Annotated in this window: 23 protein-coding genes; 13 read left to right on the forward strand and 10 right to left on the reverse strand. The window is 70.3% G+C overall.

Annotated features, from left to right (window positions below):
• The first annotated feature begins 10 nt into the window (after positions 1-10).
• Positions 11-1138, forward strand: a complete 1128-nt coding sequence (locus tag H577_RS0107930; protein WP_029145514.1) for an alkaline phosphatase family protein — start codon at positions 11-13, stop codon at positions 1136-1138.
• Between the two features lie 363 nt (positions 1139-1501).
• Here H577_RS0107930 and sepH read toward each other — a convergent pair whose 3' ends face one another.
• Positions 1502-2563, reverse strand: a complete 1062-nt coding sequence (sepH, locus tag H577_RS0107935) for a septation protein SepH (RefSeq protein WP_029145515.1) — start codon at positions 2561-2563, stop codon at positions 1502-1504.
• 228 nt (positions 2564-2791) lie between these two features.
• On the opposite strand from sepH, the gene H577_RS0107940 reads away from it, so the two are divergent.
• Positions 2792-3085, forward strand: a complete 294-nt coding sequence (locus tag H577_RS0107940; protein ID WP_029145516.1) for a DUF4193 domain-containing protein — start codon at positions 2792-2794, stop codon at positions 3083-3085.
• 1 nt (position 3086) lies between these two features.
• Here H577_RS0107940 and H577_RS0107945 read toward each other — a convergent pair whose 3' ends face one another.
• Positions 3087-3578: a DUF3093 domain-containing protein gene (locus H577_RS0107945; protein WP_029145517.1), complete on the reverse strand. Its 492-nt coding sequence runs from the start codon at positions 3576-3578 to the stop codon at positions 3087-3089.
• A 12-nt stretch (positions 3579-3590) separates the two neighbouring features.
• Here H577_RS0107945 and dut point away from each other — a divergent pair, with 12 nt between their 5' ends.
• From dut to H577_RS0107970, 5 genes are all read left to right on the forward strand, one after another.
• On the forward strand, positions 3591-4046 hold the full coding sequence (gene dut / locus H577_RS0107950) for a dUTP diphosphatase (protein WP_029145518.1): 456 nt from the start codon (positions 3591-3593) through the stop codon (positions 4044-4046).
• Positions 4043-4639, forward strand: coding sequence for a DUF3710 domain-containing protein (locus H577_RS0107955; protein ID WP_029145519.1), 597 nt, complete (start codon positions 4043-4045; stop codon positions 4637-4639). The genes dut and H577_RS0107955 overlap by 4 nt, the downstream gene beginning before the upstream one ends.
• Positions 4636-5418 carry a DUF3159 domain-containing protein gene (locus H577_RS15580; protein WP_051191860.1) on the forward strand — a complete coding sequence of 261 codons (783 nt, stop codon included), beginning with the start codon at positions 4636-4638 and terminating at the stop codon, positions 5416-5418. The genes H577_RS0107955 and H577_RS15580 overlap by 4 nt, the downstream gene beginning before the upstream one ends.
• A gap of 139 nt (positions 5419-5557) precedes the next feature.
• Positions 5558-8368, forward strand: coding sequence for an aconitate hydratase AcnA (acnA, locus tag H577_RS0107965; RefSeq protein ID WP_029145520.1), 2811 nt, complete (start codon positions 5558-5560; stop codon positions 8366-8368).
• Between the two features lie 114 nt (positions 8369-8482).
• On the forward strand, positions 8483-9046 hold the full coding sequence (locus H577_RS0107970; RefSeq protein WP_029145521.1) for a hypothetical protein: 564 nt from the start codon (positions 8483-8485) through the stop codon (positions 9044-9046).
• A gap of 219 nt (positions 9047-9265) precedes the next feature.
• Here the strand turns inward: H577_RS0107970 and H577_RS0107975 are convergent, their stop codons facing one another.
• A complete protein-coding gene (locus H577_RS0107975; protein ID WP_029145522.1) occupies positions 9266-9556 on the reverse strand; it encodes a hypothetical protein in 291 nt (96 codons plus the stop codon).
• Between the two features lie 158 nt (positions 9557-9714).
• On the opposite strand from H577_RS0107975, the gene dxs reads away from it, so the two are divergent.
• Positions 9715-11667, forward strand: a complete 1953-nt coding sequence (dxs, locus tag H577_RS0107980) for a 1-deoxy-D-xylulose-5-phosphate synthase (protein ID WP_029145523.1) — start codon at positions 9715-9717, stop codon at positions 11665-11667.
• A gap of 18 nt (positions 11668-11685) precedes the next feature.
• Here the strand turns inward: dxs and H577_RS17615 are convergent, their stop codons facing one another.
• Complete coding sequence (locus H577_RS17615; RefSeq protein ID WP_156876585.1) at positions 11686-11910, reverse strand: hypothetical protein; 225 nt, start codon at positions 11908-11910, stop codon at positions 11686-11688.
• A 60-nt stretch (positions 11911-11970) separates the two neighbouring features.
• Here H577_RS17615 and H577_RS17620 point away from each other — a divergent pair, with 60 nt between their 5' ends.
• On the forward strand, positions 11971-12432 hold the full coding sequence (locus tag H577_RS17620; RefSeq protein ID WP_051191861.1) for a hypothetical protein: 462 nt from the start codon (positions 11971-11973) through the stop codon (positions 12430-12432).
• A 304-nt stretch (positions 12433-12736) separates the two neighbouring features.
• On the opposite strand, the gene H577_RS0107995 is transcribed toward H577_RS17620, so the two are convergent.
• The 4 genes from H577_RS0107995 to H577_RS0108010 form a co-directional block, all read right to left on the reverse strand.
• The gene (locus H577_RS0107995) at positions 12737-14896 is read right to left on the reverse strand and encodes a 3-hydroxyacyl-CoA dehydrogenase NAD-binding domain-containing protein (protein WP_029145525.1); all 2160 of its coding nucleotides are present in this window, start codon (positions 14894-14896) and stop codon (positions 12737-12739) included.
• Positions 14897-14907: 11 nt separating this feature from the next.
• On the reverse strand, positions 14908-16110 hold the full coding sequence (locus H577_RS0108000; RefSeq protein ID WP_029145526.1) for a thiolase family protein: 1203 nt from the start codon (positions 16108-16110) through the stop codon (positions 14908-14910).
• Positions 16111-16184: 74 nt separating this feature from the next.
• The gene (locus H577_RS0108005) at positions 16185-17381 is read right to left on the reverse strand and encodes an HRDC domain-containing protein (protein ID WP_029145527.1); all 1197 of its coding nucleotides are present in this window, start codon (positions 17379-17381) and stop codon (positions 16185-16187) included.
• Complete coding sequence (locus H577_RS0108010; RefSeq protein WP_029145528.1) at positions 17374-17952, reverse strand: DUF3000 domain-containing protein; 579 nt, start codon at positions 17950-17952, stop codon at positions 17374-17376. Before H577_RS0108010 ends, H577_RS0108005 begins: the two co-directional genes overlap by 8 nt.
• Before the next feature lie 25 nt (positions 17953-17977).
• On the opposite strand from H577_RS0108010, the gene H577_RS0108015 reads away from it, so the two are divergent.
• A complete protein-coding gene (locus H577_RS0108015; protein WP_029145529.1) occupies positions 17978-19180 on the forward strand; it encodes an alpha/beta hydrolase family protein in 1203 nt (400 codons plus the stop codon).
• A gap of 23 nt (positions 19181-19203) precedes the next feature.
• On the opposite strand, the gene H577_RS0108020 is transcribed toward H577_RS0108015, so the two are convergent.
• Positions 19204-19647 carry a SufE family protein gene (locus tag H577_RS0108020; RefSeq protein ID WP_029145530.1) on the reverse strand — a complete coding sequence of 148 codons (444 nt, stop codon included), beginning with the start codon at positions 19645-19647 and terminating at the stop codon, positions 19204-19206.
• Positions 19648-19668: 21 nt separating this feature from the next.
• The gene (locus H577_RS0108025; protein ID WP_029145531.1) at positions 19669-20574 is read right to left on the reverse strand and encodes a sulfurtransferase; all 906 of its coding nucleotides are present in this window, start codon (positions 20572-20574) and stop codon (positions 19669-19671) included.
• A 129-nt stretch (positions 20575-20703) separates the two neighbouring features.
• On the opposite strand from H577_RS0108025, the gene zapE reads away from it, so the two are divergent.
• The 3 genes from zapE (at position 20704) to H577_RS0108040 (ending at position 23835) form a co-directional block, all read left to right on the forward strand.
• Positions 20704-21750, forward strand: a complete 1047-nt coding sequence (zapE, locus tag H577_RS0108030; RefSeq protein ID WP_036284145.1) for a cell division protein ZapE — start codon at positions 20704-20706, stop codon at positions 21748-21750.
• 104 nt (positions 21751-21854) lie between these two features.
• Positions 21855-23141: an ammonium transporter gene (locus tag H577_RS15590; RefSeq protein WP_051191862.1), complete on the forward strand. Its 1287-nt coding sequence runs from the start codon at positions 21855-21857 to the stop codon at positions 23139-23141.
• A gap of 151 nt (positions 23142-23292) precedes the next feature.
• Positions 23293-23835: a type II toxin-antitoxin system PemK/MazF family toxin gene (locus H577_RS0108040; protein WP_084515970.1), complete on the forward strand. Its 543-nt coding sequence runs from the start codon at positions 23293-23295 to the stop codon at positions 23833-23835.
• The last annotated feature ends 829 nt before the right edge of the window (positions 23836-24664 follow it).

Raw genomic sequence — 24664 nt, forward strand, 5'->3', positions numbered from 1 at the left:
ACTGGCCCCGATGACCACCAGCCTACCGGCCGACCCGCCGCACGCCCGGAGCCTCACCGACGTTCTCGTGCAGCTGGTCGCGGCCCTGAACGCGCGCTCGGAGTGGTTCGCGCCCGTCGACGCGGCGATCGTGCTCGTGGCCGACGGACTGGGCGCGCACAACCTGTCGGCCCGGGCCGGTCACGCCCGCTTCCTGAGCCAGGCACGCTCCCGCCGTGACGTGGCGCGCACCGTGTTCCCCTCGACCACGGCGGCGGCGCTGACCAGTCTGCTCACCGGCGTCACGCCCGGTACGCACGGCGTGGTCGGCTACCGCACCCTCGATGCCGAACACGACCGCACCGTCAACCAGCTCAAGGGCTGGGACGAGGGGCTCATCGACCCGCTGAGCTGGCAGCGGGCGGAACCGATCATGGCGCGCGAGTCCGCCGCCGGTCGGCCGTGCTTCGTGGTGACCAAGCCGGTGTTCACCGGTTCGGGGTTCACCGCCGCCACGATGCGGGGGGCGCAGATGCTCTCGGCGGGTTCGGCCGCCGAACGCGTACTGATCGCCGCAGACCTCGCGGCGAGGCATCCCGGTGCCCTCGTCTACGTGTACACGCCGCATCTGGATGCCGTCGGTCACAAGCACGGGTGGGAGTCGGACGAGTGGGCGGCCGCGCTCGAAGACGTGGATGCCGCGGCGCGGACCCTCGCGGATGCGCTGCCCGCTCGGGCCGGGGCGGTGGTCACCGCCGACCACGGCATGGTGGACGTGCCCCGGCACCGCCAGGTCCTGCTGCCGGAGGGCTCACCGCTGCTGGAGGGCGTGCGCCACGTGGCGGGCGAGCCGCGGATGCTGCACCTGTACGCCGAGCCGGGCCGAGCCGGGCGGCTGCGCGAGGTATGGCAGGCCGCCGAGTCACACCGGTCCTGGGTGCTCGGACGCGACGAGGCCATCGCCGCCGGGCTGTTCGGGCCCGTCGCCGACGGGGTGCGTGACCGGATCGGGGACGTGCTCGTCGCCGCCCGGGCGGGAATCGCCTATTACGACGATCGCGAGCACGACAAGGGCCCGCAGAAGATGATCGGCCAGCACGGGTCGCTCACCGAGCAGGAACGGGTGGTGCCGCTGGTGCGGCTGGGCGCGTTCGCCTGACGGGGCGTGTCTCAGAACGTGTGGGCTGGCGGGGCCGGAACCTGCGTGTTGTGGGACACGGTCACAGGGCGTGTCTCAGAAGGTGTGGCCTGCGGTGCCGGAACCCGCACTTTGTGGGACACGGCGAAGAGGCGTGTCGCAGAACGTGTGGCCTCGCGCGGCCGGAACCCGCACTTTGTGGGACACGGCCACCGGGGCCTGTCTCAGAAGGTGTGGCCTCGCGCGGCCGGAACCCGCGTTTTGTGGGACACGGCCACGGGGTGTGTCTCAGAAGATGCGACGGTGGGCAGTGGAGCATCCGACGCGTACGACCGGAGCGGCGCGCGGCCGAAGCGGCACGCGACCGGAGAGCCGCGCGGGAGCTCAGGTGTCGTCGGTGCGCGCGCCGAACACGATCTCGTCCCATGAAGGCATCGCCGTGCGGCCCTTGCGTCGCGCGTCCGAGGCGGGGGAGCGGTCGCCGGGCGCAGCCGCGCGATCCGCCGTACCGCGGTCGTCGGTGCCCTCCCGTTCGGCCTCGTGCTCGTACCCGGGCTCGAGCGCGTCGAACAGTGCCACCGGCGTCGAGGCGGACGCCGCCTGCTCCTGCTCCTCGGTGGGCAACGGCGCCCGCTGGCCGCGACGGCGGCGCAGCGCTTCGAGCAGATCCGCCGTCTCGGTCGAGGTCTGCGACTGCTCCGGGGCGCGCTTGATCGCCGCATCCTGTGCCGCGCCCCGTGCGGCGATCGCCGGATGCGTCGCCTCAGCCGCCTCGACGGCATCCGCCTGCAGCCGGCGCGGGCCGAACGCGCCGGCGTCGAACCGGGAATCGTCCTTGGGCTGCGGGGTGTCGAGTGCGCGCAGCCGGGGGATGAGCCCCTCGGGCAGCGACCCCTGCCGCGACAGCTGAGCCGCGTCGCCGTTCAGAGGCGACAACGTGCTGCGGCGCGGGTCGAAACTCCACCGGGCGTCATGGTCGACCTCGCCCGCGGTGAACTCGAGTTTGATGTGCCAGCCGTTCTCGTCCTTCCAGCTGGTCCAGCGTTCGCCGGTGGCTCCGGCCTCAGCCAGCTTCGCGCGCACGGCGCCGCCGAACGTGGGAGCGGGGTCGTCCAGGCCGCCGGCCACGAGCACCGGCACCGCCAGCGCCTGGCCGACCATGTGCTCGCGTTCGGCCAGCACCGGACCTTCGTAGCGGGTGACGTCTTCGACCGTGATGCCGAGCGCCTCGGCGACCTCGGCTGCGGTGAGCCCCGCGCGCACCCGCGCCTGGATGTCGCGGGGACTGGGGCGCGGCCCCTGCGACTGAGCGCGCTCGCGAGTGCGTTCGCGACGCTTGAGCTCGGCGCGCAGCACGTCGTCGACGACCAGCGTGAAGCGCTGACCGGTCTCGGTGGCCAGGACGAGTGCGTCGTCTTCGGATCCGATGACTCTGAGCTGTTCCATGCGAAACGCGCCTTTCGATCGGTGTGCGCCCATGTTCGCATGCACCGGGCCCGTCACCGGGAATATCGCGGGCGCGCCGCCTGTTTCACCGGGCGATCCACACCGGGGTCGCAGCGGGATGGGACGAATGCGTGCCCGCATTTGCGAAATGGTCCGGCGTCATGCAAACTATCGCCGCCCCGACCCGGGCGCCGGCACCACACGATGCGAAAGTAGAGACCTTCAGGAATGGCCACCGATTACGACGCACCCCGCAAGAACGAGGACGACAGCGAATCGATCGAGGCCCTCAAGGAGCGCGTGCCGGACAAGCTGTCCGGCTCGGTCGACGTCGAGGACTCCGACAACCCGTCGGGCTTCGAGCTCCCGGGCGCAGATCTGTCCGACCTCGAGTTGGACGTCGTCGTGCTTCCTCCGCAGGAGGACGAATTCACCTGCATGAGCTGCTTCCTCGTCAAGCACCGCTCCCAGCTCGATCACGAAGACGCCGCCGGCCCGATCTGCATCGAGTGCTCGGCCTGAGTCAACCCAGGTCGCGGTCCGCCTGCTGAGCACGGCGGATCGCGGCCGCCAGCCGGTCCGGCGTGCGCGACGAGACGACCCAGACCGGTGTGGGGTCGGCCGGATCGGTCACCGGCACCCGCACGAGCCCGTCGATCCCGCCGCGGATCAGATGCCACGCGTCGCGCTCGAGCCCCGGCCCCCGCAACGTCCGCGCCTCGGCACCGGTCGCAGCCTCCGGTCGGCCCAGCACCGCGACCGGAATGTGGGCGCGCCCGGCGCGCAGCATCCCGTCGACCAACTCGACCGTCGGCGCCGCCGCGAGCATCAGCGCGATGACCAGCACCGCGACCAGGCCGCCGGCGACGAGCGCGAGGGTGGTGTCGAACGGCACGAACACCATCGCCGCCATCGGGGCGGCCACGGCCGCCCCCACGATCGCCCAGAGCGAGGGGGTGAGCCGTTCCCGATACGTGAGGGCGCTGCCCGCAGCGCCCGTTGATGTCTTCTGCATTACCCTCGTGGAGTGACCGAAACCGTGGACGTCCCCATTATCGCCCCCGCGCTTCCGTCGTACGCGCACCCCGGTGATGCCGGCGCCGATCTGGTCGCCGCCGAGGCGGTGCACCTCGCGCCCGGCCAGCGGGCGCTGGTGGGCACCGGCGTGCGCGTCGCCGTGCCGGACGGCTACGCCGCCTTCGTGGTACCGCGCAGCGGGCTGGCCGCCAAGCACGGCATCACCGTGGTCAACGCGCCGGGCACCGTCGACGCCGGCTACCGCGGCGAGGTGAAGGTGACCCTGTTGAACACCGACACCGCCGAGGCCTACGACGTGGCCGTCGGCGACCGCATCGCGCAGCTGATCGTGATGCCCGTCGCCCGTGCCCGCTTCGTGCCCGTCGACGCGCTCGATACCAGTGTGCGCGGCGAGGGCGGTTTCGGCTCCACCGGTTACACCAACGAGACGAGGAACCACACATGACGGATGCCACGCCCGCTCCGGGCGCGTCGAAGTCGGCGCCCGACGACCGCGCCACGGCGGGGCCGTTCGACGACGCCGAGGCCAACCCGGTGCGCCCCTACATCGACCTGGGCGGCATCAAGATCATGCCCCGCGAGGGCCTGAACCTGCGCCTGGAGGTCGAGGAGCAGTCGCAGCGGATCGTCGCCGTCGGCCTGGACTACGCCGAATCCACCCTGCAGGTGCAGCCGTTCGCCGCTCCGCGTTCGGTTGGACTGTGGGACGAGACCCGCGAGCAGATCCGCCAGCAGGTGCGTCAGCAGGGCGGCCGTGTCGAAGAGCGCGACGGCCCGCTCGGGGCCGAGTTGCTCGCCGAGGTGCCGGTGGTGGGACCCGACGGTCAGCCCGGGCGTCGGCTGGCCCGGTTCATCGGCGTGGACGGCCCCCGCTGGTTCCTGCGCGGCGTGATCGGGGGGGCCGCCACCGGCGACGTGGATGCCGCGGCCCGGGTCGAGGACCTGTTCCGCTCGATCGTGGTCGTCCGCGGCGGGGCGCCGATGCCCCCGCGCGACCTCATCCCGCTGAAGATGCCGTCTGCGCCGGGAGCGGCGTGACCGGCACCGGCGACGCCGGCACCCCGGCACCGGACCAGCGGCCCGAACCGGCGGCATCCGATCTGCTCGGCGCCGCGCTGGGAGCGGCGGCACGCCGCGCGGGGCTGGATCCGGCACAGTCCGCCGGCACCGGCCACGTCGTCTGGCATGCGATGGGCGGATGGCGCGGCATCGCCGAATCGGTGCTGCCGACGCTGGTGTTCGTCGTGGTGTGGACCGTGACCATCGACCCGCACACGCACCAGGGACGGTTGTGGTGGGCGGTGGGCGCGTCGGTCGGGCTTGCGGTGGTGTTCACCGCGGTGCGCCTGATCTCCCGGTCGACCGCGTCGGCCGCGATCGGCGGACTGGTCGCGACGGCGGCCGCCGCCGCGTTGGCGCTGTGGACCGGGCGGGCCGCCGACAACTTCATCCTCGGTCTGGTCACCAACGGTGTCTACGGCACGGCCATGCTGGTCTCGGCGCTGATCGGGTGGCCGATCATCGGTCTGGCCGTCGGCTGGCTGATGAACGAGGGCACGCGCTGGCGTGCCCAGCCGCGCAAACGACGGGTCTTTTTCTGGCTCACCGTCGCCTGGGCGGGACTGTTCGCGGTGCGCCTGGCGGTCGAGTTGCCGCTGTTTCTGACCGACCAGGTCACCGCCCTGGGCGCCCTCAAACTGATCATGGGGCTGCCCCTGTTCGCGCCGATGGTCGCCGTCACCTGGCTGGCCGTGCGCAGCCTGTACCCGAAGCCCGCCCCCGGCGCGGCGGCGGCACAGGAACCGCACGACGAGTGATACATTTATCTTGATATCAAGATAAATTGGCCCTCGGACGCAGGTAAGGCGAACCTGACTGGTCTCGGTCCGCGTGCGGGGGAATGATGGGACTGCGGGCGTTCGCCTGCGCTTCCGCCGCCGACGAAGGAGACGACACGTGTCCACGGTTGACAGCTTCGGTGCCAAGGGCACCCTGACGGTCGGCAGCACCGACTACGAGATCTTCCGCATCGACGCCGTCACCGGCTACGAGAAGCTCCCGTTCAGCCTCAAGGTGCTGCTGGAGAACCTTCTGCGCACCGAGGACGGCGCGAACGTCACAAAGGAGCAGATCCAGGCCCTCGGCTCGTGGGACCCGAACGCCGAGCCCGACACCGAGATCCAGTTCACCCCGGCCCGCGTGGTGATGCAGGACTTCACCGGCGTGCCCTGCATCGTCGACCTCGCCACGATGCGCGAGGCGATGGCCGACCTGGGCGGCGACCCCACCAAGATCAACCCGCTCTCGCCCGCCGAGCTGGTCATCGACCACTCCGTGATCGCCGACCTGTTCGGACGGCCCGACGCGTTCGAGCGCAACGTCGAGATCGAGTACCAGCGCAACGGCGAGCGGTACCAGTTCCTGCGCTGGGGCCAGACCGCGTTCGACGACTTCAAGGTCGTTCCGCCGGGCACCGGCATCGTGCACCAGGTGAACATCGAGTACCTGGCGCGCGTGGTGTTCACCCGCGAGGTCGGCGGCGTGCTGCGCGCCTACCCCGACACCCTCGTAGGCACCGACTCGCACACCACCATGGTCAACGGCCTGGGCGTGCTCGGCTGGGGCGTGGGCGGCATCGAGGCCGAGGCGGCCATGCTCGGCCAGCCCGTGTCGATGCTCATCCCGCGGGTGGTCGGCTTCAAGCTCAGCGGCGAGATCCCCGCCGGGGTCACCGCCACCGACGTCGTGCTGACCATCACCGACATGCTCCGCAAGCACGGGGTGGTCGGCAAGTTCGTGGAGTTCTACGGCGAGGGCGTGGCATCCGTGCCCCTGGCCAACCGCGCCACGATCGGCAACATGAGCCCCGAGTTCGGTTCGACGGCGGCCATCTTCCCCATCGACGACGTCACGCTCGACTACCTACGCCTGACCGGGCGCAGCGCCGAGCAGGTCGCCCTGGTCGAGGCGTACGCCAAGCAGCAGCACCTGTGGCACGACCCGGCCGTCGAGCCGGTGTTCAGCGAGTACATGGAGCTCGACCTGTCCACGGTCGTGCCCTCGATCGCCGGCCCGAAGCGCCCGCAGGACCGCATCCTGCTCAGCGAGTCGAAGCAGCAGTTCGAGAAGGACCTGCTCAACTACGCCGACGCCGAGCACGACCTGGTCGACCTCGAGGTCGCCGAGTCGTTCCCGGCATCCGACCCGCCCGCGAACACGCCCGAGGACGCGCACAGCATCCACCATCACTCGCACCGTTCGCACGCGCCGGCCACGGCCTCCAAGCCCACCCCGGTGACCACGCCCGAGGGGCAGCAGTACACGATCGACCATGGTGCGGTCACGATCGCGGCGATCACCTCGTGCACCAACACGTCGAACCCGTCGGTCATGCTCGCGGCGGGCCTGCTGGCCCGCAACGCCGTGAACAAGGGACTGAAGGTCAAGCCGTGGGTGAAGACCACGCTCGCCCCCGGGTCGAAGGTCGTCACCGAGTACTACGAGAAGTCGGGGCTGACCGACGACCTCGAGAAGCTCGGCTTCTACACCGTCGGCTACGGCTGCACCACCTGCATCGGCAACTCGGGTCCGCTCATCGAAGAGGTCTCGGCCGCCGTCAACGCCAGCGATCTCGCGGTCACCGCGGTGCTCTCGGGCAACCGCAACTTCGAGGGCCGCATCAACCCCGATGTCAAGATGAACTACCTCGCCTCGCCGCCGTTGGTGATCGCCTACGCGCTGGCCGGGTCGATGAACTTCGACTTCGACACCGACCCGCTGGGCACCGACTCCGACGGCAACGACGTGTTCCTCAAAGACATCTGGCCGGATGCCTCGGAAGTGCAGGCGACGATCGACTCGTCCATCTCGACCGACATGTTCGACCGCGAGTACTCGTCGGTGTTCGACGGCGACGACCGGTGGCGGTCGCTACCCACACCCACCGGCGCGGTGTTCGAGTGGGACGACGCGTCGACCTACGTGCGCAAGCCCCCGTACTTCGAGGGGATGGCTGCCGAGCCGCAGCCCGTTGCGGACATCCGCGGCGCCCGGGTGCTCGCCAAGCTCGGCGACTCGGTCACCACCGACCACATCTCGCCCGCCGGTTCGATCAAGGCCGACAGCCCGGCCGGCCAGTACCTGACCGCGCACGGGGTCGACCGCAAGGACTTCAACTCCTACGGGTCGCGTCGCGGCAACCACGAGGTGATGATCCGCGGCACGTTCGCGAACATCCGGCTGCGCAACCAGTTGCTGGACGGCGTGGAGGGCGGCTACACCCGCGACTTCACCCAGGACGGCGGACCGCAGTCGTTCATCTACGACGCGTCGCAGAACTACCAGGCCGCCGGCACCCCGCTGGTGGTGCTGGCCGGCAAGGAGTACGGCTCGGGCTCGTCGCGCGACTGGGCGGCCAAGGGCACGACGCTGCTGGGTGTGCGCGCGGTGATCGCCGAGAGTTTCGAGCGCATCCACCGCTCGAACCTCATCGGCATGGGCGTCATCCCGCTGCAGTTCCCCGCCGGTCAGTCCGCCGACTCGCTCGGCCTGGACGGCACCGAGGAATACGCGATCACCGGCATCGAGCAGCTCAACGAGGGCGCGACCCCGAAGACCGTGCACGTGGTCGCCACGCCGACCGACGCGTCGGGCGAGGGCAAGACGCCGATCGAGTTCGACGCCGTGGTGCGCATCGACACCCCCGGTGAAGCGGACTACTACCGCAACGGCGGCATCCTGCAGTACGTGCTGCGTCAACTTGTATAGTTCCTGAGCATAAACAGCGCCCCGTCTGGCCCCGGCCCGGCGGGGCGTTGTTGCGCCGGTGTGCGGAGAGTGCCATACGGCGTGACCGGTGGTGCAGGCCAATAGGCTAACGGAGTGCACCCCGCAGTCGACACGGAAGCAGTCATCTGGACGCCGACCGTCATTGTGGCCGTGATAGGCACTCTCGCAACGATGGTCACCGCTGTAGCCGGATTCATAGTGAGCGCTCGGTTGGCCCGGACAAGCTTTCAGCGCGAGACTCGTCGCGAGCGATACCGAGAACTGCTCGAGCTGTATGCGCGGCTTGGTCGGGCGATGGTCGCTATGACCCAGATCGTGCGGGGAGTATCTGGTTCCGATTCAGCTTCCGAAGAGGAAGCCGATGCCATGATTGCGGAATTGGAGCGTGAGTACCCCGAAACACGGGAGCAGAGCTTCTCGGTTGCTGAACTCAAGCTCTACGGAGCGAGCCCAAGTGTGGTCGAGGCATACGAGGCGTGGTGGGATTATCTCCAGTTCGCGTTCGGCGGCCCGCCAGGTGAACTGACGGTTGTAGGGTCGGAGCTCTTGCCCACGCTGGAGGGACTCATCGACAGATTCCAGAGCGTGGCGGGCGAACACGCTCGATCGGTGCTTCTGCGAGAGCGCAGGGAGAAGAAGAGAAGCTCGCAGGAGTGACGATCCGGGCCGCTGTGATCAAAGGGAGGCCCCGCCTCCCGCCGGATGGGCGATCTGCTTGACGGTCATCGGTTACTCCAGGTAGCACGAATGACCCGAGCTGCTGGGACCTGGTTTCGGACTACCTGGGGTGACCGGCAGGTAACCCGAGCGGTGAACCGCTGATGCGACGTTAACAGCGCGCGCCTGCTTTACGTAGCAGGGCGAGCGCTGCGCGAGCTAAGACGGCGCGTAGCGGGCGCGAAGCTCCGCGATGCTGACGGTGTGCTGGTCGGCGTTGAGGAACGACACGAGCGCCGCAGGGATTCGCGGGCCGTTCGCGAACACGAAGCGATCCGCGCAGCCCGAGCAGATCAGCGACTCACCCTCGTGCCCGCTGCGCCATTTGGCCTGGTAGCTCTCGGATCGAACCGCATTCGTCCACGGCGCGCGGGCACCTTTCGCGTCGACGTCGAGCGCGGCACTCAAGGTGCCGCCGAAGTGCCAACCGGACTCGACGTTGAGCCGCACGGCGTAGCCGACGCGCGGAGTCTTGACCTTGCCGTTGACTGCGTGGCCAGAGGTGGCACCTCGCCGCGGTCACCGGTAAAGGCGGAGCCGGACCGGACACGCCCGCCGGATTAGACTGGGCGCAGGTCCGCTGTGCGGCGGGCGCCGGAAGGAGACCGATGGCGATTCTGCCCACGATCTCGGGACCGCGCGACCTGGACCGTCTGACGCCCGCACAGCTGACGGCGCTGGCGGCGGAGATCCGTGCCTTCCTCATCGAGAACGTGGCCCGCACCGGCGGGCATCTGGGTCCCAATCTCGGCGTCGTCGAGCTGACGATCGCGCTGCACCGCGTGTTCGATTCGCCGCGCGACCCGATCGTGTTCGACACCGGGCATCAGTCGTACGTGCACAAGCTGCTCACCGGACGGCAGGACTTCTCGCAGCTGCGGCAGCGCGGCGGACTGGCCGGCTACCCGCAGCGCGCCGAGAGCCCGCATGACGTGGTGGAGTCATCCCACGCGTCCAGCTCGCTCAGCTGGGCCGACGGCATCTCTCGGGCCTTCGCGCGCACCGGGCGGCTTGATCGCCACGTGGTCGCGGTGGTGGGCGATGGGGCGCTCACCGGCGGCATGACATGGGAAGCGCTGAACAACATCTCGGACGACAACGACCGCAATCTGGTGATCGTCGTCAACGACAACGGCCGCTCGTACGCGCCCACCATCGGCGGCATGGCGCGCTACCTCAACCGCATCCGCACCGCGCAGACCTACCGGCAGCTCGACGAGCGCTCCGCCGACCTGTTCCACCGGTTCGGGCCGCTCGGCCGCGCCGTGCACCGCGGCCTGCGCGGCGGCACCCGGGGCTTCCTGTCACGGTTCACCGGCCTTCAGACGCTGTATTCCAATCTCGACATCAAGTACCTGGGCCCGGTGGACGGCCACGACATCCCCGCGCTGGTCGAGACCCTGCGTCTGGCGAAGCGATACGGCGCCCCGGTCATCGTGCACGTCATCACCGAGAAAGGACGCGGATACGAGCCGGCGCGGCACGACGACGCCGACCGGTTCCACGCGGTCGGACGCATCGACCCGCGCACCGGCGCGGCGCTCGGCGGCGAGGGGGGACGGGCCTTCACCGACGTGTTCGCCGACGAGCTCGCCGCCATCGGCGACGACCGGCCCGACGTGGTGGCGCTGACCGCGGCGATGCTGCGCCCGACCGGACTGCTGCCGTTCGCGCAGCGCTTTCCCGACCGGGTGCACGACGTGGGGATCGCCGAGCAGCACGCCGTGGCATCCGCCGCCGGCCTCGCATACGGCGGCCTGCATCCGGTGGTGGCGCTGTATGCGACGTTCGTCGGCCGCGCCTTCGACCAGTTGCTGATGGATGTCGGTCTGCACCGCGCCGGCGTGACGTTCGTGCTCGATCGGGCCGGGGTGACCGGACCGGACGGACCGAGCCATCACGGCATCTGGGATCTGGCGACCCTGCAGGTGGTGCCGCACATCCGGATCGCCGCTCCTCGGGATGAGGCGCGGCTGCGAGAGCAACTGCGCGAGGCGGTCGCGGTGGACGATGCGCCGACGGTGGTGCGCTTTCCCAAGGGAGCGGTGGCCGAGGACCTGCCCGCGCTTGAGCGCCTCGCCGACGGGGTGGACGTGCTCTCGCGGGGCGAGGCGCCGGACGTGCTGCTGGTGGGCATCGGGCCCATGGCGCACGTGGCGATCGATGTCGCCGCACGACTGCGCGCGCAGGGCATCGGTGCGACCGTGGTCGACCCCCGGTGGGTGGTGCCGGTCCCGACGTCGATCGTCGAGCTGGCGGCATCCCATCGCCTGGTGATCACGATCGAAGACGGCATCCGGGTGGGTGGCGTGGGCACCCGGGTGCGGCAGGTGATGCGCGAGGCGGGCGTCGACACCGCGGTCGACGAGCTGGGGCTGCCCGACGAGTTCATCCCGCACGCGTCGCGGGACGAGATCCTGCGCGACGCGGGGCTGACGGCAGCCAAGATCGCACAGGACGTCGTCGCGCAGGTGCTGGGCACGCGGATCCCGACGGCCCGTCCGTCGGAGCAGAACACCGACCTGCCGGAGGTGGCGCGCGCCGGGCGGGGCGACACGTAGACAGGGCCGACCTGCCGGCTACTCGCGCGGCGCACGGCGACGGACCGACGGGCGGTGGCCGGGGTCGGTTGCGGTGATGGCGGCCGGCGGCGTGGTTGCGGTGATGGCGGCCGGGGCCGTGGTTGCGACAAGGGCGGCCGGTGCCGCGGTTGCGGTGATGGCGGCCGGGGTCGCGGTCGCGGCGATGGCGGCCGGGGCCGCGGTTACGGCAAAGGCGGCCGGTGGCACGGTGCCGAAGAACACGACGGGCACGTCGGTGCCGGCCGGGCCGCTCGCCGCGTTCGGCTCGGATACGGTGGAGGCATGCCGAAACGCTCATCGCTGCCGGGTGTGCTTGCCGGCGTCGTGGGTGTCGTGCTCGCCGCCTGGATCGCGTTCGGACGTGCGCTGTTCGGTGTCGCCGGCTCGTTGACGCCGGTCTACGCACTCACGCTCGGGCTCATATACCTGCTGCTGCATATCTTCATCGCGCAGGCGTTGGTGCGCACGGCGCGGCGCGGGCTGCGGGTGCGACGGGCGACCGTCGGCACACTGTGCACGTCATGGGGATGCGCGGTGCTGCTCGGTCTACTGATCCCCGACGTCACGGCATCCGGGCTGCAGACCATCGTCTCGGGGGCGAGTGAGCCGGCATTGGGCATCGCGATCGGCTTCGCCAATCCGGCCGGGGTCGTCATGCTCGTCTTCGCGGTGATCGCGCTCGTGCTCGCGCGCGGCGACGCTCTCGGGCGCGCCGACGCGCCGCCGGAGGAGGACGGGTACTGAGCCCGCGTGCTCAGGCCGGACACAACGGCGGGGATTTTCGGCGACACGCCGTCACCCGACCGCGACACGCCGCACGTCGGTGAGAATCCCCGCCGTTGTGCACGCGTGCGGCGGCGGGGACCGCAGCGGTGCCGGGCCCGCCAACACGCCCGGGGCCGCACCGGGGCCGGGGCCTGGCACACGTCAGGGGCGCCCCGGGCCCGGTCGGGCCCGGCATACGAGAGGGGGCGGCCCCGAACCGTGACCGGGGCCTGGCATACGAGAGGGGGCGGCCCCGGACCGGGACCGCCCCCTGGGTGGCTGCTCAGGCGCCGACGCCGCGGATCACCGGGTGGTGGAACGTGTCGCCGAACACCCGCTCGCTCGCGCCCTCACGGTCGAGGTACGGCGAGGCGCCGCCGTCGATGAACGGCCAGCCGGCGCCGAGGATCAGGCACAGGTCGATGTCTTCGACCGCGGGCACCACGCCCTCGTCGAGCATCAACCGGATCTCCTGCGCCAGACCGTCCTGCACACGTCGCAGGATGGTGGCGTCGTCCACCGGGGTCGATCCGACGGCGGGCCGCAGCACCTTTTCGGCCTGCTTCGTCCAACCCGTCACCCGGCCGCCCTTGTCCTTCTCGACGACCGCCGGCAGCTCGGCTAGCGCGTGGAAGTTCTCGTTGGCGTAGAACCGTTCCGGGAACGCGTGCGCCATGGTGTCCTGCACGTGCGCGGCCACCTTCCACCCGACCAGGTCGATCAGCTGGAACGGCCCCATCGGCAGGCCCAACGGCGCGAACGCCTTCTCGACCTTGTCGATCGGGGTGCCCTCGTAGACGGCACGGGCGGCCTCGCCCATGACCTTCGCGAGCAGGCGGTTGACCACGAAGCCCGGCGCGTCGGCGGTCAACACCGCGTTCTTGCCCAGCTGCTTGGCCACCACGAACGCGGTCGACAGTGCGGCATCCGTCGTCTGCGCTGTGCGCACCACCTCGATCAGTGGCATCACGGCCACCGGGTTGAAGAAGTGGAAACCCACCAGCCGCTCCGGGTGTGCGAGCTTCGAACCGATCTCTTCGACCGACAGCGACGAGGTGTTCGTGGCGAGCACGGCGTCCTCGGCCACGATCTGCTCGATCTCACCGAACACCTGCTGCTTGACGCCGACCTCTTCGAACACCGCCTCGATGACGAAGTCGCAATCGGCGTACTCGCTCTTGTCGGTCGTGCCGCGCACGAGCGCACGCAGTCGGTTCGCGCCGTCCGCGTCGAGCCGGCCCTTGGATTCGAGCTTGCCGATCTCGTCGTGGATGTAGGCGATCCCCTTGTCGACACGGGCCTGGTCGAGGTCGGTGATCAGCACCGGCACCTGCAGCTTGCGCAGGAACAGCAGCGCGAACTGGCTGGCCATGAGCCCCGCCCCGATCACGCCGACCTTGGTCACCGGGCGGGCCCGCGCCTTGTCGGGCGCGCCCACCGGACGCTTCGCACGCTTCTGCACGAGGTCGAAGGCATACATGGATGCCGCGAACTGATCGCCCGCGACAAGGTCGGCCAGCGCTTCGTCCTCGCGGGCGAAACCCTCGGCCTTCGTGCCGCTGCGGGCCTTGTCGAGCAGCTCGAGCGCGACGTAGGGGGAGCGCGGCACGGTGCCGATCTTGGACTCGAGCATGCCGCGGGCCACCTTGATCGCCACCGGCCATTTGACGGTGCGTTCGATCTTGCCCGGCTCGTTCTTGCGGTCGACGCGGATGCGGCCGGCGAGCACGCCGTCGGCCCAGCGCAGTGAGTCCTCGAGGTAGTTGGCCGGTCCGAAGATCGCGTCGAAGATGCCGTACTCGAACGCCTGCCGGGGCCGCAGCATCCGGTTCTGTTTGAGCGGGTTCGAGATCACCACCTCGAGCGCGTTCTCGATGCCGATCAGGTTCGGCAGCAGGTAGGCGCCGCCCCAGCCCGGAATGAGCCCGAGGAACACCTCGGGCAGTGCGATGGCCGCCGCCGACGAATCCACGGTGCGGTACGTGGAGTTCAGGGCGATCTCCAGGCCGCCCCCGAGTGCCAGGCCGTTCACGAACGCGAACGTCGGCACCCCCAGCTCGCCCAGTCGGCCGAGCACCTGGTGGCCGCGCTGCGCGATGAGCTTGGCGTTGGCCTTCGACCCGACCCGTGAGATGTCGGACAGATCGGCGCCGGCGGCCATGATGTACTGCTTGCCGGTGATGCCCACCGCCTGCACCTTCCCGGCGGCGATCCGCTCGGCGATGCCGTCGAGGGTGTGCGCCAACTCGGTGAGCGTGGCCGGGCCGAGGGTGTTCGGACGGCGATGGTCACGTCCGTTGTCGAGCGTGATCAGCGCGAGCACCGCGCCCGAGGGCAGGTGCACGTCGCGGACCGTGGAGCCTGTGACGACCTCGTCGCCTGCCAGAGCGTCCAGCGGCGAGAAGTCGACGTCTGCGTACTGCGCGGAAACGGTCTTTGCCATGTCGATGCGACTCACTTCTTCTTGCCGTCGTAGTTCGGGTTCTCCCAGATGACCGAGCCGCCCTGGCCCAGCCCCACGCACATTGCGGTGAGGCCGTAACGCACGTCCGGACGCTCGGCGAACTGGGCGGCGAGCTGGATCATCAATCGCACGCCGGACGCCGCCAGCGGGTGGCCGAGCGCGATCGCGCCGCCCCACTGGTTCACGCGCGGGTCGTCGTCGGCGAGGCCGAAGTGGTCGAGGAACGAGATCACCTGGATCGCGAAGGCCTCGTTCAGTTCGAACAGGCCGATGTCCGAGATCGACAGCCCCGCCTTGCGCAGCGCCTTCTCGGTCGACGGGATCGGGCCGATGCCCATGATCTCGGGCTGGACGCCCGCGAACGCGAACGACACCAGCTTCATCTTGGGTGCCAGGCCCAGCTCGGCGACGGCCTGGCCGCCCGCCAGCAACGACATGGTGGCGCCGTCGGTCAACGGCGACGAGGTGCCCGCGGTGACCCGCCCGTGCGGACGGAACGGGGTCTTCAGTCCGGCCAGGCCCTCCATGGTGGTCTCGGGGCGGCGGCCCTCGTCCTCGGTGGCCAGGCCCCACGCGCCGTCGGCGCCTTTGACCGCCACGGGCACGAGGTCGGGCTGGATCTTGCCCGCGTCGTAGGCGGCCTGCGCCTTGTGCTGGCTGAGCATGCCGAACCGGTCGGCCCGCTCCTTGGTCAGGTGCGGGAACCGGTCGTGGATGCGCTCGGCGGTGACCCCCATGTTCAGGGCGGCCGGGTCGACCATCCGCTCGGCCACGAACCGCGGGTTCGGGTCGGCGTTCGACCCGATCGGGTGACGCCCCATGTGCTCGACGCCGCCGGCGAGAGCGAGGTCGTACATGCCGAAGCCGATCGAGCCGGCCATGGTGGTGACGCTGGTCATCGCGCCCGCGCACATCCGATCGATCGCGAAGCCGGGAACGGTCTGAGGCAGTCCCGCCAGCAGCGCCACCGTACGGCCGAGGGTCAGCCCCTGGTCGCCGGTCTGGCTGGTCGCCGCGACGGCGACGTCGTCGATGCGCTCCGCGGGAACCTGCGGGTTGCGCTCCATCAGCCCGATGGTCGCCTTGACGGCGAGGTCATCGGCGCGGGTGTTCCAGTACATGCCCTTTTCGCCGGCGCGCCCGAAGGGGGTGCGCATTCCATCGACGAAGTAGACGTCCGAAAGCTCGGCCACTCTGCCTCCAAATGTAGGGAATGACCTCAGCCTAGGCAGGCGTGCAGACCCGGCCCGAACCGGGTGTGGCGAACCTACGAAGCCGCTTCGGACGCCGGCGCGACGTCTTGAGCGGATGCCACAAACGCATCGGCGATGATCTGTGCGGTCTGTGCAATCTGCCAGTCGCGCGCACCCAGCTCGCGCAGCACCGCGGCGACCGCCTCGGTGGTCACCGCCGCGGGTGGCTGCCAGGCCACGCGGCGCAGCAGCTCGGGCGTGAGCAGGTTCTCGGTGGGCATGTGCAGGCCCTCGGCGTGAGCCTCGACCGCCGGCCGGGCGGCCTTCAGCCTGCGGTCGGCCTCGGGGTTGCGGTCCTTCCAGGCGCGGATCGGCGGCAGACCGTCGCCGGGCACCCGCTCCAACGGCAGGTCATCGGTCGCGCGTCCGCGTTCGATGGCCTCCCACCAGCGGTCCAGCTGGCTGCGGCTGGCACGTCCGGTGAACTCCTTGAGGGCGGCGAGCTCGCGCTTGGACTGCGGGTCGGCCCGGACGGCGGCCACGAGCGCGCGGTCGGGCACCAGCCGACCGGGCGAGACATCCGTCTCGCGGGCGTACTCCTCGCGTGCCGTCCACAGTTCGCGGGCCACGGCGAATGCGCGCCGCCCCCGCACAGTGTGCAGCCCGCTGAGGCGACGCCACGGGTCCTGGCGGGGCGGCTTGGGCGGTCGGGCGAGTTCGGCGGCGAACTCCTGCCGGGCGAACTCCTGCTTGCCCGATTCCGCCAGTTCGGCGGCGAGCGCGTCGCGCACGTCGACCAGGTGCACGACATCCAGGGCCGCATACTCCAGCCACGGCTGCGGCAACGGCCGTGTGGACCAGTCGGCCGCCGAGTGCGCCTTGGCGAGGCTGATGCCCAGGGTCTGCTCGACCACCGCGCCCAGCCCGACGTGCTCGTGTCCGAGCAGGCGTGCGGCCAGCTCGGTGTCGAAGATCACCGGCGGCAGCAGGTCGAGTTCACGCAGCGACGGCAGATCCTGGCTGGCGGCATGCAGCACCCACTCCTGGTCGCCGATCGCCGACTGCAGGTGGGCGAAGTCGCCGATCGCCGGCGGATCGAACAGGAACACACCGGCATCCCGTCGGTACACCTGCACCAGGTAGGCGCGCTGCGAATAGCGGTAACCGGAGGCCCGCTCGACATCGACGGCGATCGGCCCGGTGCCCTGCGCCAGCACGTCGGCGGCCCGGTGCAGCTGTGCGCCGTCGGTGAGCACCTCGTAGTCAGTCACGCATCGTCCTCCGCGCCGTGAACAGGTCGATCCCCTCCGATCCCGGCGGAAGCCCGGCGAGCATGCACACCAGCTCGGCCCACGCCTCGACGTGGCCGGTCAGGTCGCCGTCCGGTGACCAGGAGGCGCGCAGCTCGATCTGAGACCCGTCTCCCTCGGCCGCCAGGGAGCCGAAGCCCCGCGACAGCGTCTTGGTGGCGGTGCCCGCCGCTGCCCGGTACCCGGCGTGCCGGGACTCGAGCGCGTCCACGAGCCAGGACCACGCCACGTCCGCCAACAGCGGATCGCTTCCGATCTCCGGCTCCAGAGGGGCCTGCGCGAAACTCACGATACGCCATGCGCCCTGCCACCCCTCGGGCTCGTCCGGATCGTGCAGCAGCACGAACCTTCCCGTGCCGTACGGCGACTCACCGCCGGCCTGATCGGGGCGCACGTCGCCGGCCAGCGCCAGGGCGAACGGCGCAAGCCCGTTCGGAGCGGGGATCTCGCGCACGACCAGGTCGGACCGGAACCGCGTCGCCCGTACCTCGGCGGCGGCGCGCTCGAACGGCGTCTGAAGAGGGTCGGCCACGGCGACAGACTAGAGTGAACGGTCGATGACAGCCTCCAGGCGCGCCGCACCGATCGGCGCCTCTTCCGCGTTCCGTACCGGTGTCGGCGTCGCCGCGGGGGTGCTCGCCGCGGCGATCACGGGGGCCGTCTCGCTGTGGGCGGGCCTGGCCGTGCACATCGCACGCAAAGCGGTGACACCGACGCCGCGGGAGCCCGACACCGAGATCGTCGACCTCGACCTGGCTGCCCAGACGATCACCCTGACCCGCACGCCCGACACCGAACTGCCCGGCCGATACGGGCTGTTCACGACGGGCACCTCGTCGTACCTGAAGCTCGGTACGGTGCTGTCCGCCGACGCGGCCACCGTCACCCGCAAGCTGCTGACCGAGATCGGGCCGGCGTCGCGGTTGTCGGCCGAGGCGGCGTTCAGCGGCTGGTACTACGACGAGCCAGAACAACTGCACCTGCCGTTCTCAACCGAACTGATCGGGTCGTCGGTCGGTCCCTGCCCGGCCTGGCTGTTCGAGGGCGAGGCGGATGCCACGACCTGGGTGATCCAGGTGCACGGGCGCGGCGCGCGCCGGCCGGAATGCCTGCGCGCGGTACCCGTGTTTTCCGGCCTGGGCTTTCCGGTGCTGATCGTCTCGTACCGCAACGACTCCGACGCGCCCCGCAGCCGCAGCGGACGGTACGGCCTGGGCGCGACCGAATGGCGGGACGTGGACGCCGCGGTGGGCTACGCCCTGCGTCACGGCGCCCGCCGCGTGGTGCTGATGGGCTGGTCGATGGGAGGAGCGATCACACTGCAGGTGGCGCTGAACTCGCCCTACCGCGACGCGATCGCCGGGATCATCCTGGAATCCCCGGTGGTCGACTGGCGCCCGGTGCTGGAGTACCAGGCACGGCTGCTGAAGGTGCCCGACCCGGTGACGGGCCTGGCGATGCAGACGTTGCAGTCGCCGTGGGCGGCGCCGCTGACCGGGGGAGAGACCATCCCCCTGGACCGGCTGGATGTGGTGGCGCGGGCGGCCGAGCTGAGGCATCCGGTTCTTCTCATGCACAGTGACGACGACGGCTTCGTGCCGTCGGACGCCTCACACCGCCTGGCGCAGGCGCGCCCCGACCTGGTGACCATGCAGACCTTCCAGGTGGCGCGCCACACCAAGCTGTGGAACTACGACCCGGAACGGTTCACCGGTGCGATCCGCGACTGGCTTCACGCCCGGTCGATCACCGCGCACTGACCGATCGCGTGGCGTGAGCCCGGTCAGACCGCGGTCAGCGCACGCACCTGCCGCTGCGCACGCACCAGCATCCCGGTCATGCCGGCCAGCCGCAACGGCGAGACCGCCCGGGTGATCCCGAGCGTCTGCGGGTAGTCGCCGGGCACGGCGAGCACCTGCTCGGCCGGCAGTCCGCTCAGCCCCTGCACCAGGATGCTCGCGAACCCGCGGGTGGTGGGCGCCTCGCGCGGTGCGGTGGCGTGCATGGTCACAATGCCCGCGTCGTCGACCTCGAGCGCGATGAACACCGGGGACTGGCATTCGCTCACCCGCTCGTACAGCTCGGGGTGGTCGCGGTAGCGTTCGGGCACGTCGGGCAGCTCGGTGGAGAACTCCAGGAGCAGCTGCAGACGCTCGGACTCGTCGAGCTCGAGGAACTCGTCACGGATCTCGGCGAGGGCGGCGGGAAGGGCGGACGGCGCGGTCATCTGCTCCATTCTCGCACCGGCTCAGCGCGCGGCGGGCGCCTCGCCCGGCTCGGTGCCGGTCGCGATCGGCACCCGCACCGACGAGCCCCACTCGGTCCACGAGCCGTCGTAGTTGCGCACGTGCGAAAAGCCCAGCAGGTGCTGCAGCACGAACCAGGTGTGGCTGGACCGCTCGCCGATACGGCAGTACGCGATGATCGGGTCGTCGTCGGCAAGGCCCAGTTCGTCGCGGTAGATCGCCTCGAGCTCGGCCCGGGGCTTGAACGTGCCGTCGTCGGCCACGGCCCGCTTCCACGGCACGCTGCGGGCGGTGGGGATGTGGCCGCCGCGCAGCGCCCCCTCGTCGGGATAGTCGGGCATGTGGGTACGCTCGCCGGTGTACTCCTCGGGGGAGCGCACGTCGATGAGCGGGTCGCCCAGGTGGGCCAGCACGTCCTCGCGGAACGCGCGCAGCGTGGCGTCGTCGCGCTCCACGATCGGGTACTCGACGGGTTCGCGCACGGTCGGTTCGGTGGTGATCGGCCGGCCCTGCGCGATCCACAGATCACGGCCGCCGTCGAGCAGACGCACGTCCTCGTGACCGAACAGCGAGAACACCCACAGCGCGTACGCCGCCCACCAGTTGTTCTTGTCGCCGTAGATGACGACCGTGTCGTCCCGGGCGATGCCCTTGCGGCCGAGCAGCCGCGCGAAGCCCTCGCCGTCGAGGTAGTCGCGCACCACCGGGTCGTTCAGTTCGGTGTGCCAGTCGATCTTCACGGCGCCCGGGATGTGGCCGGTCTCGTACAGCAGCACGTCTTCGTCGGACTCGACCACCACGAGTCCGGGCCGGCCCAACCGCTCCTGCAGCCAGTCGCCGGTGACCAGGCGCGCCGGGTCGGCGTACGCGGCGAACTTCGCGGATGAGGTGTCGGGCTCGATGGGCACGGATGTCTCCTCGGATCAGGCGGTCGGGTGCACGGCGTAGGGTGGATGCCGTCCGTTGTTGACACTAGTCGCCCCCTCGGGCGACGAGCCCGTTCCTTCACACTCCGTCATGTTCGGCTGCGTTCCGACATGCCCTGGCCCCGCTGGAGCACCCCTTTGACCACCGGAATCGTGCATCTGACCGACCGCCTGCCGCAGGTGACGGGCGCCGAGATGGTCGCAGCCCTCGTGCCGCCGCCGCAGTTCCGCGATGCCACGTTCGACACCTACCGGCCCGACCCGGCCTACCCGTCGCAGCAGGAGGCGAAGGAGCTGCTGGCCGCGTTCGCCGGCCCCGCGGCGGTGCCGGCGAAGGGGGGCTTGTTCCGCCGTGCGAAGAAGGCGCCCCCCGCCAAGCCGGGCGTGTACCTGGACGGCGGTTTCGGTGTCGGCAAGACCCACCTGCTGGCCGCCGTGTACCACGCCATGCCGGCGCGACAGAAGTACTTCGGCTCGTTCATCGAGTACACCGCACTGGTCGGCGCGCTCGGCTACCAGAAGACCGTGGAGCTGTTCCGCGGGTCACAGCTGCTGTGCATCGACGAGTTCGAGCTCGACGACCCGGGCGACACCATGGTGATGACCCGGCTGCTGGGTGAACTGGTCACCGGCGGCACCCGGCTGGCCGCGACGTCCAACACCCCGCCCAACGCGCTCGGCGAGGGCAGGTTCGCCGCGCAGGACTTCCTGCGCGAGATCCAGGCGATGTCCGACAGCTTCCAGACCATCCGCATCGACGGCACCGACTATCGGCAGCGGGCCGTGGACGGCGTCGCAGCGGTCTTGGACGGGCCCGGGTACGAGCGCGCCATCGCCGAGGTCGCCGCCACCGGTGTGGCATCCGACGACGGCTTCGCCGACCTGGTGGCGCATCTGGCACGCGTGCACCCGTCGCGGTACATCCGGCTCATCGACGGGGTGGATGCCATCGGCCTGCGCGTGGTGGCGCAGCTCGACGACCAATCGGCTGCGCTGCGGCTGGTCGCGTTCGTCGACCGCGCGTACGACGCGCAGATCCCGGTGCGGGCCACCGGACTGCCGCTGAGCGACGTGTTCGGCCCCGAGATGCTCGCCGGGGGGTACCGCAAGAAGTACCTGCGCGCGATCTCGCGGCTCATCGCCCTGACCACCTCGTGAACCGCCGGCGGCGACACATGATGTTCACGTGGCGGCCGATCCTGTAACACGGGCGAAACGCACTGCGCCGGGCGGCGAAACGCGCCCGACCCAGACTCGTGGGCATGGACAGTGGAAACCTTGCGTGGTACGTGACGGCGACGGCGCTCGTGCTGGTGATGACCCCGGGTGTGGCCTTCTTCTACGGCGGGCTGGTGCGGGCCACCAGCGTGGTGAGCATGATGATGCTCAGCTTCGGCGCGATGGGCCTGGTCGGCGTGCTGTGGATCTGTTACGGATTCAACCTGCAGGATGTCTCGACCGGATGGATCGGGGTCGCCGGCGATCCGTTCGGGAACCTCGCCCTGGCCGACACCATCGCAGCCGGTGACGCGAACGACCGGCTCGCCGGGGTCGCATACGGGGCGACCTTCGCCATCATCACCGTCGCGCTGATCTCGGGGGCCATCGCCGATCGCGCGAAGTTCGGGGCATGGATGCTGTTCGCCGCGCTGTTCGCGACGGTCGACTACTTCGTGGTCGCCGGGTGGGTGTGGAACCCGGCCGGATGGATCTTCCGGCTGGGGGAGTCGCTGGGACTGAACGCGGGCGTCATCGACTACGCAGGCGGGACCGCGGTGCACATCAACGCGGGCGCGGCCGCACTGGCACTGTCGCTCGTGCTCGGAAAGCGCGTCGGGTTCGGTCGTGACATCCATCGCCCGCACAACGTGCCGCTCGTGCTCATCGGTGCCGCGCTGCTGTGGTTCGGGTGGTTCGGGTTCAACGGGGGAGCCGCGGCCGCCGGTGCCGGGATCGCGGGCGAGGACTCGCCGCTGGGGCTCATCGTGGTGAACACGCTGGGGGCGACGGCGGCGGGGATCCTGGGCTGGATGGCGGCCGAGAAGCTCAGAAGCGGCAAGGCCACCTCGGTGGGGGCGGCGTCGGGGGCGGTCGCGGGCCTGGTCGCGATCACACCCGGCTGCGCGAACCTGGCGCCGGGATGGGCGATCCTGCTCGGCCTTCTCGCGGGTGTGGTGTGCGCTGCGGCGGTGGAGCTGAAGTGGCGGCTGGGGTTCGACGACTCGCTCGACGTCGTGGGCGTGCACCTGGTGGGTGGACTGATCGGCACGCTGTACCTGGGCCTGTTCGCGACCGGTACGGGCCTTGTCGTCGGCGGGGGCATCGACCAGCTGATCGTGCAGACGGTCGCGGCGGGCGCGGTGCTGGTGTACTCGTTCGCCGTGGCCGGCGCGATCGGGTGGGGCATCCAGAAGACGATGGGCTTCCGCATCCGCAGCGAGGATGAGCTGGCCGGCGTCGACACGGCGGTGCACGGTGAGAGCGGCTATGAGTTCCCCGACGAGAGCCCGATCACCGGTGAGGTCGTCGTACCGGGCGGGGAACACTGAGCGGTATCGGGGCGGGGCGCCGCGTCGCCCGGACTGTGCCGCCGAACACTGCGTGGGGCGGGAGTGCCGCGTGTCGCCGGAGCGCTGTGTGTGGGGGCGCGCTGCGTGTCGGGGAGCGGGCGGCGGTGAGCGGAGCGGATAGGGTGACCGCGTGAGAACCGGCATCCTGTCCCGACTGTTCGACCTGCTGCGGCCGGCATCGCGCGGCACGTCCGGGCACCGCCCGGTGCCCCCGGGGGCAGGTGGTGCCGAGGCGTTCCCGGAGTCGCCGGGCAGCACCGGAACAGCCGCCACCGTCGAGATCGATCCGCCGGGACCGGCGGAACTGCGGATCGGATACGCGCCGCGGCCGGACGGCGACCCCGACGCCGGCGAGATCGTGTGGACCTGGGTGCCGTACGAGGAACACGACGGCCGCGGCAAGGACCGCCCGGTGCTGGTGATCGGACGCCGCGACCTGACGCGGGTGTACGCGGTCAAGCTCACCAGCAAGGCGCATGACAGCGACCACGACTACCTGTCGATCGGCCCCGGGCCGTGGGACTCGAAGGGGCGGCCGTCGTGGGTGGACATCGACCAGGTGTACCTGGTGCACCACGACGGCATGCGGCGTGAGGCCGCGACGCTCGACCGGGAGCGCTTCGACGTGGTCGCGGATGCGCTGCGGCGCCGATACGGGTGGGCCCGGGGCTGACGCGCCGGTCGATGGATGCTCTGGGCGGCGCCGGTGCGGCCCGGCGGCGCCGGTGCGACGCGAGGCTTGGTGGTGGGCGATGCCGGACTCGAACCGACGACCTCTTCCGTGTGAAGCCGGTCGAATCGTCCGTTCCCTTGATTCTTCTGGGCCTGCGGGTGTCTCTGAGACCCCTGAATCCGTTGTCGGGGTGATTTTGGGGTGATCCGATCGCTCTTCCAGTCTGGCAAGCAAGCAGCGTCCACAAACCAACAACACGTCGGGGGGACCGCAGGTAGACCGGCGAGTGCCTTGACTCCGATGGCCGCGTAGCCGGCAGCTTCTCGTGCATCGCTCTCTTGACGCATCCGCCGGTGCTCGACACGCTCATGGACGCGGGCGCGGATCAGGAGGACGAGGCTGACCGGCCCCATGATGATGAACTTGATCGCGTTCCAGCTGAACAGAATCACGAGCAGGTTGAGCCAGCCCGGGGCGCCGTCTGCGATGAGATTGGTGCAGATGCTGACGGCGAGCAGGTAGGGCACGGCCACGAGCATCGCCGGAACGCCCCATTTGAGTCCTTGGCGGGTGCGGATGCGGTCGAGCAGGATGTTGGTCGGCATGTAGCGGCGCAGGAAATAGCGGGTGCGGACGCTCAGAGCCCAGAGCAGGCGGATCATGGCGCTGTCCTCTCGTTGCACAGTCAGATGACGAGAAAGTGCATAGAGAGCGGCCCGAGAGCCTGTCCAAGAGGACGCCATATCAAGGAGGAATCTGCCTCGCCTTCCACTGTACGCCGCACCGGCAACACTGGGAAGGGGATCAGCCGGTCGCTGACGGCGGCTCG

The organism is Microbacterium luticocti DSM 19459 (assembly GCF_000422405.1).
In the GTDB taxonomy this organism is placed as follows: Bacteria; Actinomycetota; Actinomycetes; order Actinomycetales; family Microbacteriaceae; genus Microbacterium; species Microbacterium luticocti.